13 protein-coding genes are annotated in these 14,572 nt (G+C 38.4%); 12 read left to right on the forward strand and 1 reads right to left on the reverse strand.

Annotated elements, in window-relative coordinates; genetic code table 11:
- The first annotated feature begins 34 nt into the window (after positions 1-34).
- The 11 genes from HMPREF9421_RS05585 (at position 35) to HMPREF9421_RS05635 (ending at position 13,886) form a co-directional block, all read left to right on the forward strand.
- The gene (locus tag HMPREF9421_RS05585; protein WP_006596031.1) at positions 35-961 is read left to right on the forward strand and encodes a glycosyltransferase family 2 protein; all 927 of its coding nucleotides are present in this window, start codon (positions 35-37) and stop codon (positions 959-961) included.
- A gap of 65 nt (positions 962-1,026) precedes the next feature.
- Positions 1,027-1,878, forward strand: a complete 852-nt coding sequence (gene rfbD, locus HMPREF9421_RS05590; RefSeq protein ID WP_006596032.1) for a dTDP-4-dehydrorhamnose reductase — start codon at positions 1,027-1,029, stop codon at positions 1,876-1,878.
- Positions 1,879-1,983: 105 nt separating this feature from the next.
- The gene (gene cps2T / locus HMPREF9421_RS05595; protein WP_006596033.1) at positions 1,984-3,132 is read left to right on the forward strand and encodes a beta 1-4 rhamnosyltransferase Cps2T; all 1,149 of its coding nucleotides are present in this window, start codon (positions 1,984-1,986) and stop codon (positions 3,130-3,132) included.
- Positions 3,129-4,070: a glycosyltransferase family 2 protein gene (locus HMPREF9421_RS05600; RefSeq protein WP_006596034.1), complete on the forward strand. Its 942-nt coding sequence runs from the start codon at positions 3,129-3,131 to the stop codon at positions 4,068-4,070. The genes cps2T and HMPREF9421_RS05600 overlap by 4 nt, the downstream gene beginning before the upstream one ends.
- Positions 4,070-4,876, forward strand: a complete 807-nt coding sequence (locus HMPREF9421_RS05605; RefSeq protein ID WP_006596035.1) for an ABC transporter permease — start codon at positions 4,070-4,072, stop codon at positions 4,874-4,876. The genes HMPREF9421_RS05600 and HMPREF9421_RS05605 overlap by 1 nt, the downstream gene beginning before the upstream one ends.
- Positions 4,876-6,099, forward strand: coding sequence for an ABC transporter ATP-binding protein (locus HMPREF9421_RS05610; RefSeq protein ID WP_006596036.1), 1,224 nt, complete (start codon positions 4,876-4,878; stop codon positions 6,097-6,099). The genes HMPREF9421_RS05605 and HMPREF9421_RS05610 overlap by 1 nt, the downstream gene beginning before the upstream one ends.
- Positions 6,100-6,111: 12 nt before the next feature.
- Positions 6,112-7,461 carry a glycosyltransferase gene (locus tag HMPREF9421_RS05615; protein ID WP_006596037.1) on the forward strand — a complete coding sequence of 450 codons (1,350 nt, stop codon included), beginning with the start codon at positions 6,112-6,114 and terminating at the stop codon, positions 7,459-7,461.
- 1 nt (position 7,462) lies between these two features.
- A complete protein-coding gene (locus HMPREF9421_RS05620; protein ID WP_006596038.1) occupies positions 7,463-9,208 on the forward strand; it encodes a rhamnan synthesis F family protein in 1,746 nt (581 codons plus the stop codon).
- 10 nt (positions 9,209-9,218) lie between these two features.
- Positions 9,219-10,703, forward strand: coding sequence for a DUF2142 domain-containing protein (locus HMPREF9421_RS05625; protein WP_006596039.1), 1,485 nt, complete (start codon positions 9,219-9,221; stop codon positions 10,701-10,703).
- A gap of 37 nt (positions 10,704-10,740) precedes the next feature.
- Positions 10,741-13,269 carry an LTA synthase family protein gene (locus tag HMPREF9421_RS05630; RefSeq protein WP_006597375.1) on the forward strand — a complete coding sequence of 843 codons (2,529 nt, stop codon included), beginning with the start codon at positions 10,741-10,743 and terminating at the stop codon, positions 13,267-13,269.
- Between the two features lie 128 nt (positions 13,270-13,397).
- Positions 13,398-13,886, forward strand: coding sequence for an EbsA family protein (locus tag HMPREF9421_RS05635; protein WP_006596041.1), 489 nt, complete (start codon positions 13,398-13,400; stop codon positions 13,884-13,886).
- Here the strand turns inward: HMPREF9421_RS05635 and HMPREF9421_RS05640 are convergent.
- Complete coding sequence (locus HMPREF9421_RS05640; protein WP_006596042.1) at positions 13,883-14,080, reverse strand: ferredoxin; 198 nt, start codon at positions 14,078-14,080, stop codon at positions 13,883-13,885. The two genes, HMPREF9421_RS05635 and HMPREF9421_RS05640, sit on opposite strands and share 4 nt — an antisense overlap.
- A gap of 45 nt (positions 14,081-14,125) precedes the next feature.
- Here HMPREF9421_RS05640 and HMPREF9421_RS05645 point away from each other — a divergent pair, with 45 nt between their 5' ends.
- Complete coding sequence (locus HMPREF9421_RS05645; RefSeq protein ID WP_006597409.1) at positions 14,126-14,566, forward strand: SAG1386/EF1546 family surface-associated protein; 441 nt, start codon at positions 14,126-14,128, stop codon at positions 14,564-14,566.
- Positions 14,567-14,572 lie beyond the last annotated feature (6 nt).

Here is a 14,572-nt window from a genome sequence, read left to right on the forward strand (position 1 = left end):
ATAAGATAGTAGCAAATGTTAATAGGAGCAATGAATGGTTATATCAGTTGTAGTCCCGTGTTTTAATGAAGAAGAATCGATTCCATTGTTTTATGAAAAAATGGAAAGGGTTCGGACCTCCATGGGGGAAGAATTTGAATTTATTTTTATTAATGATGGGTCTTCTGATAAAACGTTAGACGTTTTACGTGAACTCAATCTCTTGAATCCTTGTGCCCATTATCTTTCTTTTTCACGGAACTTTGGGAAGGAAGCTGCACTCTATGCTGGCCTCCAACACGCTACAGGAGATTACGTAACGGTCATGGATGTGGACTTACAAGATCCGCCAGAGTTATTGATCGAAATGAAGCAGAGGTTGGATCAACAGCCCAATTTGGACTGCGTCGGAACCCGTCGGGTAACCCGTGATGGGGAACCGCCAATTCGATCCTTCTTTGCACGGATGTTTTATAAATTGATCAATCATATCAGCCAAGTTGAAATGGTTGACGGGGCGCGTGATTTTCGTTTGATGCGTCGTCCCATGGTCGATGCCATTCTTAAACTATCTGAGTACAATCGGTTCTCTAAGGGGATTTTCGCCTGGGTTGGATTTGAGACAGAATACCTAGAATATAAAAATGTAGAGCGCGTGGCAGGAGAGACTTCATGGAATTTTTGGTCCCTCTTCAAATACTCGATCGAAGGGATTGTAAACTTCTCAGACGCCCCACTAAATATTGCCTTTATTGGTGGACTGTTATCTTGGGTGTTAGCCTTTGTCATGATGGTTCTGATTGTGATCCGGACCTTAGTATTTGGAGATCCAACTTCTGGATGGCCATCCCTCATGACGGTGATTCTCTTTCTTGGAGGATTCCAATTGCTAACCATCGGAATATTAGGTAAATATATTGGAAAAATATTTATGGAAACCAAGAAACGTCCAATCTATGTCATCAAGGAGAAAAGCAAGTAAAAAGCAGAAAACTTCTGCTTTTTTTGCTATAATGATAGGGAAAAAGCATTTGAAAGGAAATTACTATGATTTTAATTACAGGTGCAAATGGTCAACTTGGAACGGAGCTTCGCCATTTGTTAGATGAACGAAATGAAGAATATGTAGCTGTTGATGTAGCTGAAATGGACATCACAAATGCAGAGAAAGTAGATGAGGTTTTTGCGCAAGTGAAGCCAACTCTAATCTATCACTGTGCTGCCTATACAGCCGTTGATGCTGCTGAAGATGAAGGGAAAGAGTTGGACTATGCTATCAACGTGACTGGTACGGAAAATGTAGCGAAAGCGTCTGAAAAACATGGGGCAACCCTAGTCTATATTTCTACGGACTATGTGTTTGATGGGAATAAGCCAGTTGGGCAAGAATGGGAAGTAGACGATCAACCAGATCCCCAAACAGAGTACGGTCGTACAAAACGCATGGGAGAAGAATTGGTTGAGAAGCATGTTTCTAACTTCTACATCATCCGTACAGCTTGGGTCTTTGGAAATTATGGTAAAAACTTCGTCTTTACGATGCGAAACCTAGCCAAGACTCATAAGACTTTGACTGTTGTTAATGATCAACATGGCCGTCCAACTTGGACACGTACTTTAGCAGAATTTATGACCTATTTGGCTGAAAACCGTAAAGAATATGGTTATTACCACTTATCAAATGATGCAGAAGGAGACACAACTTGGTATGACTTTGCAGTTGAGATCCTCAAAGATACTGATGTTGAAGTGAAACCAGTGGATTCTAGCCAATTCCCAGCTAAGGCTAAACGCCCACTTAACTCAACGATGAGTTTAGCAAAAGCGAAAGCTACAGGATTCGTCATTCCAAGCTGGAAGGATGCCTTGAAAGAGTTCTATAAACAAGAAGTGAAATAAGTGTAAAGAGAAGCGGCCCTAGGGTCGCTTTTCTGTTTGAATTAGGCAAAAAGCCTAGAAAATGGTATAATTGAATAGACTGTAAATTGTTAGAAAGGGAATATTATGCAACACGTTTTTATTATCGGAAGTCGTGGGCTTCCGGCTCAATATGGCGGTTTTGAGACTTTTGTGGACCAATTGGTCTCCCATCAAGTGTCTTCGGAAATCCAGTACCATGTTGCTTGCCTTTCTAATGATCAAGCTTATCATCATTTTGACTATAAGGGTGTCGATTGTTTCACGATCAAAGCACCAAAGCTTGGGCCAGCGCGTGTCATTGCCTATGATATGATGGCCATCAACTATGCCTTGAAGGTCATTAAGAAGCAGGGAATTGCACAGCCGATTTTTTATGTTTTGGGCAATACAATTGGGGCCTTTGTGGCACCCTTTGCGCGTAAGATTCATAAAATGGGTGGGAAATTCTATATCAATCCAGATGGACTGGAGTGGAAGCGGGCCAAGTGGGCCAAACCGATCCAAGCCTATCTCAAGTATTCTGAAAAGATCATGACGCGCCATGCGGATTTGGTGATTTCTGACAATCCTGGTATCGATTCCTATATTAAGGAAGCCTACCCTTGGTCCAAGACGACCTATGTTGCCTATGGGACGGACTTATCTCCGACCAGCCTGACCAGTCAGGATAGGAAGGTCAGAGAACTCTATCACAAGTGGCAGACACAAGAGAAAAACTATTACTTGATTTTGGGTCGCTTTGTCCCAGAAAATAATTATGAGACAGCCATTCGTGAATTCATTGCCTCTTCTACCAAGCGGGATTTAGTCATCATTTGTAATCATGAAGGCAATCCCTATTTTGAAGAGCTTCGAACTCGAACCGGCTTTGATCAGGATCCACGTGTAAAATTCGTAGGAACGGTCTACGATCAAGACCTGTTGAAGTATATTCGTAAAGAAGCCTTTGCCTATATTCATGGTCATGAAGTGGGAGGAACCAATCCAGGTCTCCTAGAGGCTCTCGCTCAGACGGATCTGAATTTGGTTTTAGGTGTTTCCTTTAACCAAACGGTTGCAAAGGATACAGCCCAATATTGGACCAAAGAAACTGGGAATTTGGCTCATTTGATTGACCAGGTTGATTCTTTAGAGGATGTATCTAAATGGGGTCAATTAGCCAAAGCCAACATGAAGCAAAACTTTACCTGGGAAAAAATTGTAGGTGAGTACGAGGAATTATTCTTATCATGAAAGTAAATATCTTGTTGTCCACCTACAATGGTGAGCAGTATCTAAAAGAGCAAGTCAAAAGTATCCAAGACCAGACTTATCCAGACTGGCAACTCTTGATCCGGGATGATGGGTCAAGAGATGGTACGGTGGAAATCATTCAAGAGCTGGTAGCTCAGGATGAGCGCATCCGCTTTATCAATCAAGGAGCCACCGAAAATCTGGGTGTCATCAAGAGTTTTCACACACTCTTAAAATATGAAAAGGCTGATCTTTATTGCTTCAGTGACCAAGACGATGTCTGGCTTCCTGAAAAGATTGCCCTACAAGTGGAAGAAGCAGAGAAACATCCGCAAGAGGAGCCTTTGCTAGTCTACACAGATTTAAAAGTGGTTGATGAAAACTTGAATGTGCAACATGAAAGTATGATTCGCACCCAGTCTGATCATGCTAATACGGAACTGATTCAAGAATTGACGGAAAATACGGTAACTGGTGGAGTAGCCATGATTAACCATGCCCTGGCTGACTTATGGACAGGTCAGGAACAACATGCGCTTCTCATGCATGATTGGTACCTAGCATTGTTGGCAGCTGCCTTTGGGAAGCTCATCTATATCGATCAACCGACAGAGTTGTACCGTCAGCACAGTAGCAACGTTCTAGGAGCTCGAACCCTAAGAAAACGGGTTAAAAACTGGGTTCGCCCTCATATTTTGTTTTCTAAATATTGGAATCTCATCGAGTCCAGTCAAGAACAAGCAAAAAATTTATTGGATCTGCTAGTCAGTCCCCAAAATAAAGAAATTATTGAAAACTTTGTGACCATCATGGACGTACCACTAAGAGAACGTTTGAGACGACTTCGTCAGTATGGTTACCGTAAGAACCGAGCTTTTCACACCTTTGTGTTTACTAGCTTGATTCTGACAAAGTTTGCATATCGAGGTAAAAAATAATGTTTGACGTTTTTAGTCAGAAAAATCGAATTTTATTACGAGAGTTAATTAAAACAGACTTTAAATTACGCTACCAAGGATCAGCAATTGGTTATCTTTGGTCGATTTTAAAGCCCTTGATGACATTTAGTATTATGTATATTGTCTTCATCCGATTTTTACGCTTGGGTGGAGATGTACCCCATTTCCCAGTTGCCCTTTTGTTGGCAAATGTAGTCTGGGGCTTCTTCTCAGAAGCGACCTCCATGGGGATGGTGTCGATCGTTAGTCGAGGCGACCTGTTACGAAAGTTGAACTTCTCCAAACACATCATTGTCTTGTCCGCAATTTCAGGAGCAGCGATTAACTTTGTCATTAACCTGGTTGTGGTCTTGATTTTTTCATTCTTTAATGGGGTGACATTTTCTTGGACAGCCTTGATGGTCATTCCGCTATTCTTTGAGTTATTCTTGATGGCGACAGGATGTGCATTGATCTTAGGGACATTTTTTGTCCGTTTCCGTGACCTAGGTCAAGTTTGGGAAGTGCTCTTGCAAGCTGGTTTGTACGCAACGCCAATTATCTACCCGATTACCTTTATCGCAGATCGCAATCCATGGGCTGCTAAGTTGGTCATGATGAATCCCTTGGCTCAAATTATTCAAGACATGCGTTATTTCTTGATTGATAAGGCAAACACCCCAGTCTGGCTTTTGGTGGAGAATAAGTTCTTGGTACTGATTCCTTATGTCTTGCCAATTCTTATTTTTATTGCTGGCTTTGCTTACTTTAACAAACATGCTAAGAAATTTGCGGAGATTCTCTAATGACAGATAAACAAATTGCAGTAAAAGTAGACCATGTCAGCAAGTACTTTAAGTTGCCAACAGAGGCAACTAACAGTCTTCGGACGGCTATGGTTAATCGCTTCAAAGGCATTAAAGGGTACAAAGAACAGCACGTTCTTAAGGATATTTCTTTTGAAGTAGAAAAAGGAGACTTTTTCGGGATCCTCGGAAGAAATGGTTCTGGAAAATCAACCCTCTTAAAAATCATTTCAGAAATCTATGTGCCGGAAAAAGGTTCCGTCACCATCGATGGGAAGTTGGTATCCTTTATCGAGCTTGGCGTCGGTTTTAACCCTGAACTGACCGGTCGAGAAAATGTCTATATGAACGGGGCCATGCTAGGCTTCTCAACAGCTGAAATTGATGCCATGTATGATGACATCGTAGACTTTGCTGAGTTGCATGACTTCATGAACCAAAAACTCAAGAACTACTCATCAGGGATGCAGGTTCGTCTAGCTTTTTCGGTTGCGATCAAGGCCCAAGGTGATATCTTGATTTTGGACGAGGTCCTAGCAGTAGGAGACGAAGCCTTCCAGCGCAAGTGTAATGATTACTTCCAAGAACGGAAGAAATCAGGGAAAACCACTATCCTAGTTACCCATGATATGGGAGCCGTCAAGAAATATTGTAACAAGGCTGTTTTGATTGAAAATGGTTTAGTGAAGGCAATTGGGAGTCCTGAAAATGTAGCCAATCAGTATAGTTTCGATAATACAGCCCCTTTGCAACAGGGAGGAGAAGCTGGTGGAGCGGGTAAGCCCAATCAGGAAGAACAGGTTTTGGTTGAAAACTTTCAGCTTCAACTGTTAAGTTCCAACAAGTTACGTCCCCAAGATGCAATTCAGTTTCAGATTGATTTCGATGTTCGTGAAGATATTCAAACCTATATCGCACTGTCTTTAACAGATATCGATCGGAATATTTGGATCTACAATGATAATTCTATGGATCAGCTGATGAGTGGGGCTGGACATAAAACAGTTCACTACACTTGTTCCCTTCCAACGGTGAATGACTTGAAAATGAAATTAGAAGTGACAGTAAGGGATGCTGAAGGGCAGATGCTGGCCTTTTCAGATGCTACGCAAACCCCACTAATTTTTATCAATCGAGATGATATAGCTTTGGATGATAAATCAGCAATGGATGCAGCAAGTGGCTTAATCCAACGCAATGGAACATGGTCAATGACTGACTAGACTGAGGGAGATATGGAAACGACGCCTTTTGTTTCGATTATTTGTACAGTTTTTAATAAAGAACCCTGGCTAAAGAAGACAATCGATAGCTTCCTAGCGCAACAAACAGAGTTTGCTATTGAGATTATCTTGGTGGACGACGCTTCAAGCGATGGATCTCGCTCCATTATTCAGGACTATCAAGAAAACTACCCTAATCTGATTCGTGCTTTTTATCAGGATGAAAATCAGGGAATCGCCAAAACCTGGGTAGCTATCTGTAAGGAAGCGCGTGGGTACTACATTGCTCGCTGTGACGGAGATGATTTTTGGATAGATCCTTTAAAACTTCAGAAGCAAGTAAACTTATTGGCCAGTAAGCCAGACTGCAAATGGTCCAATACTGATTTTGATATCTATGATGATCATGGCAATTTTGTTTCTAAGGCTGGCTTTGCCAATCAGACGATTCCGTTAGCAGATACCTACGAAAAAATGCTTGCCACTAGAGGTTTTACCATGGCATCGACCTGGTTAGTAGATAGAGACTTGATGTTAGAAGTGAACCAAGAATTAGATCTCACGACATCAGACGATACCTTCAATCTACAACTGGAGCTCTTTCAACGGACTTCTTTGGCTTATCTGAATGAAGCAACGGTCGCCTATACTATAAACCAAGGATCGGATTCTCGTCCAACTGATTTTAAAAAATTAGAACGACGATTTCATAAGTTGTTGAAAACACAACTTGAGTATCTTGATAAATATCCAAATTCCGATTTTAAAGAGATGACGAAGATTCTTTTAGATCGTAATAATACGTATGAAATTCGTCTTTCCAAACCAATGGATTCTCTTTCACACATTGGGATGGAATCTGTTACGATTTATTTGGGAGATGAAGAAAACACCTATTCGGAAGATCGTACCTTGACCAAACTGCTTCAAAAAGAAGATTGCCTGACAATCGAAATTCCGAAGGGAACTTCTGTTATTCGAGTTGATCTTTCGGAAAATCCTAGTTATTACTCTGATGTTGAATTGAGAGATTCTAACGGAAAGGTTTGCTCGCCAGTTTATAGTAATGGTATCGTTACAGATAATTTGTTTCTTTTTTGTGAACCAGATCCTCAATTGATTTATGAAGTTGAAGAAGAAGGTGTGTATCAACTGAGCTATAAAATGATTTCTATAGATAATCCCTCTGCACCGGATTATATTGGAAAAGTTTTTGCTGCCGAAATGTTAGATTGTCAAAATAGTTTGAAAAATATTGAGGCAGAGTTACAAGCTACGAAAGAAGCATATAATACAGTCATCCATTCTCGCCGTTGGACCATTCCAACAAAGATCTTGAAATTCTTAAGAATAAGGAAATAATATGCAACATTTACTTTTATATGTTCACTACAATAAGTTTAATTTTATTAGTGGGCATGTACTCTACCAATTAGAAAAAATTCGTCCCTTGTATTCACGGGTGGTCTTTATCTCTAATAGTCAGCTACCAGAAGATGTGAAGGATCATTTGTCTTCCCAACAGTTGGTGGATGATATTCTTGAGCGCCAAAATAGTGGCTTTGACTTCGCTGCTTGGCGGGATGGAATGAAGACAGTCGGCTTTGATCAACTGTCTCACTTTGATTCTGTTACCCTCATGAATGATACCTGCTTTGGACCGCTTTGGGATTTAGAATCAATTTATCAGCAGTTTGAAAATGACCCTGAAGTAGATTTTTGGGGAATGACCAATTACCGGAAAGACAAGGATTTTAACGAACATATTCAGAGTTATTATCTCTGTTTTAAAAAACAGGTTATTGAATCAAGTACTTTCCATGAGTTTTGGCAGGGCGTTCAAGACTTTACCAATGTCCAAGATGTGATCGATAACTACGAGACTAAGGTCACAACGAATTTCCTGGATGCTGGTTTTCGCTATAAAACTGTCTTTGATACCATCCATGAAGATACAACTGGGATGCTCTATCCAGACTTTTCTTACTACAATCCTACAGTGATTCTTAAACATAAGGTTCCTTTCATCAAAGTCAAAACCATTGCAAACAATGAAGGAATCATGCCTTATATTTTTGATGAATTGGAGCGTGTATCGGACTATCCATTGGATTTGATTCTTAACCACATGTCTATGATTGACCGTCCGGACTATCCTTATCTCTTATCCCGTAAGTATTTGAAGGATCAAGACTTAGGAGACACATTTGATAAAAAAGTTGCGGTTCATCTCCATGTCTTTTATGTGGACCTCTTAGAAGAATTTCTAGATGCTTTCCAAGCTTTTCATTTTGCTTATGACTTGTGGATTACGACAGATGTAGAAGAGAAGAAACAGGCTATTGAGGAGATTCTTTCTAATCGGGCCCAAGTTGCGACAGTCGTGGTGACTGGAAACATTGGACGAGATGTGTTACCAATGTTGCTCTTAAAAGAGCAACTCTCTCACTATGATTATGTCGGCCATTTTCATACCAAGAAATCCAAAGAAGCAGATTTCTGGGCTGGTGAATCTTGGCGGAAAGAATTGATTGATATGTTGGTTAAACCGGCAGATAAAATCCTTGCCAATATGGAAGCCAATCCAAAAGTTGGAATCACCATCGCAGATATTCCAACCTTCTTCCGATACAATCGAATAGTGGTTGCCTGGAATGAAGTTCTCATTTCACCAGAGATGAACAAGCTCTGGCAACGGATGGGAGCGACCAAGACAATTGATTTCAAAAATCTCAATACTTTTGTTATGAGCTATGGCACCTTTGTTTGGTTTAAGTATGATGCTTTGAAACCACTCTTTGATTTGAATTTGAAAGCAGCAGATGTTCCAGCTGAACCTCTTCCTCAAAATTCGATCCTTCATGCGATTGAACGCTTATTAGTCTACATTGCCTGGGATCAAAAATATGACTTTAGGATTTCCCAAAATCCACACGTTCTCACACCATTTATCGATAATAAGCAGTTGAACAATCGAGAGGATCTCCAACCACATACCTTCGTGGACTTTAATCAAATCGGTGGGATTAAAGGAGCCTTAAAGTATATCGTGATTGGGCCAGCAAGAGCAATAAAATATATTATGTTGAGACTTCTCAAGAGAAAGTAGAGGAAATCTTGTGAGTTTATTTGATAAAGAAAAGTTAAGAAATATTATCATTGCAATCGTCTTAATCTTGTTCTCAAGGATTTTTTTGACCAGTTTATTTGAATTTACTTTGAATAAGAAAGTGTTAATTCTAATAATAGCATCAGTTATCTATCTGTTGCTGTTTAATTCAAAAGACTCTGATAAATTACCACGGAATGCGTTTCTGTTAATAGTTATATTTGGTAGTTTTATTTCTGTTGTCAAGCCAGTTCAATATGGATTGGATGAAGAGTCGCACTTGCCAAACGTCATTAGTATAACAGATAGTCCGATTTTTAAGTATTCGGATGAAAAGCTAGAAGACTATGATTCTGTATTTGGTTACGATGCTTTAAGAAACCCTGGGAAAAAATCCTCACAGTACTGGTATAGTGTAGAACATAAAGATAGTAAAATTAGAGGAACAAGAGTTGGATTTGACAATCCGGCCTTTCTCCCTAATGCTATTGGATGGTCCATCGGTAAACTGATCTCGAAAAAAGTATATGTTTCTTATTATTTAGGAAGAATTTTCGAAGTTATAGCCTTTGCAATTTTAGCTTATCTTGCATTAAAAATCAGTAAGGTATTCAGAGAAGCTATTTATCTTTTTTCTACGTTCCCAGCTGTTTTATATATTATCGCTGGTTACCATTATGATTACTTATATTTTGGAGCTAGTTTAATTGCGTTAGCATTATTAACAAATGTACTCTCTGAGAAAAATAAAGTTGATAAAAAATATGCAATTGCTTTTCAATGTACGACATTACTTTTTGCATTTTCGAAATTTCCTTTTATATTAACCGGAAGTTTGTTGTCTGTTTTACCAAATAGATATTATAAAGATAAAAAAATGAGGTCATTTTCTTCCTTACTATTTCTTTTAAATCTATTTATATCATTTATTTATGTTGGTATTATTAAATTATTCCCTTCTGGAAGTTCAATTTCAGGGGAAGGTCCAGGTCTATTTTATTTCTTAACGCATCCGTTGCCATTGTTACGAACTTTATTCTTAGCACCGCATGGAATTATTAATGATTTTATTTCAGATCCATTAAAGTATGTTTCTGAAAAATCAGCATTTTTAATCGCAGCTTCAATTTTCACTTTCTTTTTCATTCTATTCATTATTATTCTTAGAAATAAGATTGAACTGCCTAAATTCTTTAAATACTACAGTTTGCTTTTACTTTTAGGTACAGCAACCCTAATTATTGTTGCGATTTCTGGAGATCCTCGTGTATATCACACAGGTGATATTGTTGTTGGTGGGGTTCAAGGTCGTTACTATTATTATATTTTAATGTTTCTACCACTTTATTTCGGCACATGGTTCCACAAAAAAGTGGGTATAGCTGATATTGCTCAAAGTGAGGATTCACATTTTGATATATCGTTACAATATGCACTCATCTTTTTGAACATTTTAACGATTAGTATTGGGATTTATACACAAATTCAGGGTTGATTATTATAATTTAAACATCATAGTTATGGGGAGAAAAATGAAGAGAAAAAAGAAGTTTAATTTAAAAGAGTTTCTTATAAGAAACTATCAAAAATTAACGAGAACTCAACTGTATTCCTTTGCTCTCCTCGTCTTATTTCTTGTCATTAATACGTATCTAGTTCAGCATGTGATTGCCGAGAAACTAGGAGCAACGGGTTCCGTTATAGCATTGATTAATCACTGTGGGATTTATTTTGGGCTTGCAACAGTCGTTTTAGTTGCCTTAATATCTCAATATGATTTAAAGCGAATTTTTGCTTTAAAGATTATTGTATCCTATAGTGTCTATTTAATTCTTTCTTATTCAGTTGAAGTTGCCCTTCATATTAATGTACTGAAATATCAGGTATTCGATTTTGCCAAGAATGGTTTTTGGCAGACCAACTCAATTGTTTTTGTATCGGTATTAGTTGCTAGTTCACTCTTATTTTCAACTATTAGACAGTGGTTTGATAACAAGGCTGTTAAAAGAAAAACGAGACCAATTGGAAAACTATTTGAATACTTATTGCATTCTAGTATTTTAACAACTTTTGTTTTAACAGATTCTAAAATTCCTTCAACTCTCTATCGTACGACCTGGTATTTGTTTGATGGCATTGGAAAAACCGGAGGAGGCAAGTATTCCCTGTCGCAATTCTGGTTTGTCGAGTTTAGAATGATTGGTTTCTCTATTCTTTTAACTCTTATCGGATTGTTTTTTGTCAAAGGTCAAATAGACTTAGTTAAAAATAGATCGAGTTTTTCACTGGCTGTTATGACTAGTATTAGTCTAGCTATTCTATCTAACACTGGTGTGCAACTTGGACTTGGAGCAGGAGACTTGCTTGTTGGTTATTCGATTTTTCCAGGTGGAGTCGTATTTCCTATCCTCTGTCTCGTGTTTCTATATATCTCTCTATATGTATTGATCAATAGATATTGGTTTACAACGATTCTAATAGTCTTTAGTAGTGTTTCTTTCGTTGTTGCCAACGCTGTTAAATTCAGTATGAGGGGAGAACCTATTTTACCGAGTGATTTGGTCTGGTTATCTCAACCGTCCGTTTTATTTAGCTTTGTTGATGTCTCCTTTATGCTCATTGTCATAGCAGTTGCTGTTGGTTTATCGGTTACCTATATTCTCGGCAGACGATATATTTACACAGGGAAAATTATACGGTCAACGATAATTCGCTATCTTACACTTTTGGCTCTTGTATTATTTGGTTATAAAGTATATTCTATCTTTGACCAAAAAGAAAATGGCGTAATTTCGGAGAAAGTACCAGTTATCACCTTATTGAATAACTTTCAGGATACGAAATGGCTGGGGAATTCGATTAATGCCAGGTATCGGTCGTTAGCTTTTGTCTGGTTCAATCAATTGACAACAGAAGTCATGATAAAACCGGAGGGATATAGTAAAGAAAAAATGCTTGAGATTGAAAAGAAATACTCTAATCAAGCCTCTGAAATCAATCAAACAAGAAATGAAGTTATCGATCAACAGACCATCATCTATGTTCTAAGTGAGAGTTTTTCGGATCCTAGCAGAATAGAAGGAGTGACAATTTCTAGAAATCCTATCCCAAATATTCAAGATATAAAGTCAAAAGTGACAAGTGGTTTAATGAAATCAGATGGCTACGGCGGTGGTACGGCTAATATGGAATTTCAAACTTTAACAGGTTTACCATTTTATAATATCAGCCCTACCGTCTCTGTTCTATACTCAGATGTTGCTCCGAAAATGCAACCGTTAATTTCGATAAGTGATTCTTTTGCACCTAAAAATAAGGAAATTATCCATTTTGAATCAAAAATTAACTATTCAAGAGATGTTATCTATAATAGACTGGATTTTGATAAGTTTGTAAGTATTGATGACAAAAAGGAATATAATGTAGGATACCAGGAAATTCATGTTAGTGACCAATCAACCTATAATGCAGTCCTAAAAGATTTAAATCCTAAGCAGAGTCAGTTTTTCTCAGTCATTACGATGCAGAATCACGCCCCATTTATTGCAGGGGAACCATCAGATGTAACAGCTTCCGGCAAAGGTTTCTCAGAGGATGTGAATACTCGTTTGACAAATTATTCAAGGTTATTAACGTTTACTGACAAAGCCACCCAAGATTTCCTAGAAAAGCTATCCAAAATCGATAAAAAGATTACAGTTGTTTTTTACGGAGATCATTTGCCTGGTTTATATCCAGAATCTGCCTTTAAGAACTATCCAGAAGGTCAATACCAAACAGACTACTTTATTTGGAGTAATTTCGATGCTCCTAAATTAGACTATCCTTTAGTCAACTCGAGTGATTTCTCTGCTATGGTCTTTGAACAAACCAACTCTAAGGTCTCTCCATACTATGCTCTCTTGACGGAAGTGTTGAAGAAAGCAAGTGTTGACAAAAAAGCTTTGGAAGGAGAAGCGTTGGAAATCGCTGAGGATCTCAAAATGGTTGAATATGATTTGATTAGTGGCAAAGGCTATTTATCAAAAGATTTCTTCAAAGTACCTACTGCCAAAAATTGATTCATGCTTACAAATTTCCTACCGTTTTGATCAGGTTATTTGATAACTTAAATTATTAAAAATAGAACAGGCTTTCCTGTTCTATTTTTGTTGATTTTATGCTAAACTAGTAGGAGGGGGTTCCGCATATGATTAAGATTTTTGGGAAAATCCGATACCATTGGCAGCCTGATTTATCCATGCTGATTACCTATTGGTCATTATCGGTTATACCCGTCTTTATTGGACTAGCTCTAATGTATGAGAGTTCCAGTATCCCGACGGTGGTACTCTTTTCATTCTTTCTCTTTATGGCCTTGCTGGCTGTAGGAGTGCATCGCTATTTTACGATCTACGATGATGGGATTTTACGGATTATAACGGCGAATCCATTAACTCCTATAAAAGTTCCGATTTCATCGATTGAAAAAGTGGAAGTTACAAAGAATTCCATCAAGTTAATTTTCAACGATGGATCAAGAAGTCGGACCTTCTGTATGCGTAAGTGGCCCAAAAAATACTTTATCAATGCCTTAGCCTTGAATGATCATTTTAAGGGTGAGATTGAGTTGACAGATAACTTTATCCATGTGGACTATTATCAACTCTACTATGCAGATAATGAAAAAAGCTCTTAATCTTTGATAAGAGCTCGGGTTGGACAATTTTTAACTGCTTCTTGGATAGAAGCATCGGTAGGAAATTCCTTTTCCAATCGTTCATCCTCAGAGGCGAACTTAACGATGCCATTATCGTGATAGTCAAAAATGTCCGAATATGTTTGGCAAAGGCCACATGCGATACAACGTTCAGGTATTAAGGTTATTTTCATATCTATATTGTAATGATTTTAACAGGAAAACACAAGGAGGAAGTTATGCCGAAAGAGCCATGGGAAGAAGAAATTTATGATGACGGAGAAGAAACATTGAAACGAACAAACAAATTAAATGGGATAAAAGCTGATCGCTTGTTGACCATCTTGGCGATTATTTTCTTTATTATTATTGTAGCGATGGTCTGCTTCTTAGTTTACCTTTCTACAGGTGGAAGCGATAAGAAGAAACAAATGAGCGGTTTCTACAATGGTGAAACAACAGTCGTTGCAGCAAGTAGTGCTCCAGCTGCAGAACAGACAGAGGAAGCAAGTGCAGAAGAATCTGAAGAAGGTACGATTACAGTCCTAGCTGGTGAAGGAGAAGCAGCAATTGCGGCGCGTGCTGGCATTTCGATCGCCGAATTAGAGCAACTGAATCCATCTCACATGTCTACTGGATCATGGTATGCAAATCCAGGAGATGTCGTCAAGATTAAATAAAGGATA

This window comes from Streptococcus australis ATCC 700641, assembly GCF_000186465.1.
GTDB lineage: Bacteria > Bacillota > Bacilli > Lactobacillales > Streptococcaceae > Streptococcus > Streptococcus australis.

Excerpts from the sequence above, each read along its gene's own strand:
- HMPREF9421_RS05600 (WP_006596034.1), top strand. The coding sequence starts at position 3,129 with ATGAAAGTAAATATCTTGTTGTCCACCTACAATGGTGAGCAGTATCTA.
- HMPREF9421_RS05615 (WP_006596037.1), top strand. The coding sequence starts at position 6,112 with ATGGAAACGACGCCTTTTGTTTCGATTATTTGTACAGTTTTTAATAAA.
- HMPREF9421_RS05620 (WP_006596038.1), top strand. The coding sequence starts at position 7,463 with ATGCAACATTTACTTTTATATGTTCACTACAATAAGTTTAATTTTATT.
- HMPREF9421_RS05635 (WP_006596041.1), top strand. The coding sequence starts at position 13,398 with ATGATTAAGATTTTTGGGAAAATCCGATACCATTGGCAGCCTGATTTA.
- HMPREF9421_RS05605 (WP_006596035.1), top strand. The coding sequence starts at position 4,070 with ATGTTTGACGTTTTTAGTCAGAAAAATCGAATTTTATTACGAGAGTTA.
- HMPREF9421_RS05640 (WP_006596042.1), bottom strand. The coding sequence starts at position 14,080 with ATGAAAATAACCTTAATACCTGAACGTTGTATCGCATGTGGCCTTTGC.
- cps2T (WP_006596033.1), top strand. The coding sequence starts at position 1,984 with ATGCAACACGTTTTTATTATCGGAAGTCGTGGGCTTCCGGCTCAATAT.
- HMPREF9421_RS05610 (WP_006596036.1), top strand. The coding sequence starts at position 4,876 with ATGACAGATAAACAAATTGCAGTAAAAGTAGACCATGTCAGCAAGTAC.
- HMPREF9421_RS05585 (WP_006596031.1), top strand. The coding sequence starts at position 35 with ATGGTTATATCAGTTGTAGTCCCGTGTTTTAATGAAGAAGAATCGATT.
- HMPREF9421_RS05630 (WP_006597375.1), top strand. The coding sequence starts at position 10,741 with ATGAAGAGAAAAAAGAAGTTTAATTTAAAAGAGTTTCTTATAAGAAAC.
- HMPREF9421_RS05645 (WP_006597409.1), top strand. The coding sequence starts at position 14,126 with ATGCCGAAAGAGCCATGGGAAGAAGAAATTTATGATGACGGAGAAGAA.
- rfbD (WP_006596032.1), top strand. The coding sequence starts at position 1,027 with ATGATTTTAATTACAGGTGCAAATGGTCAACTTGGAACGGAGCTTCGC.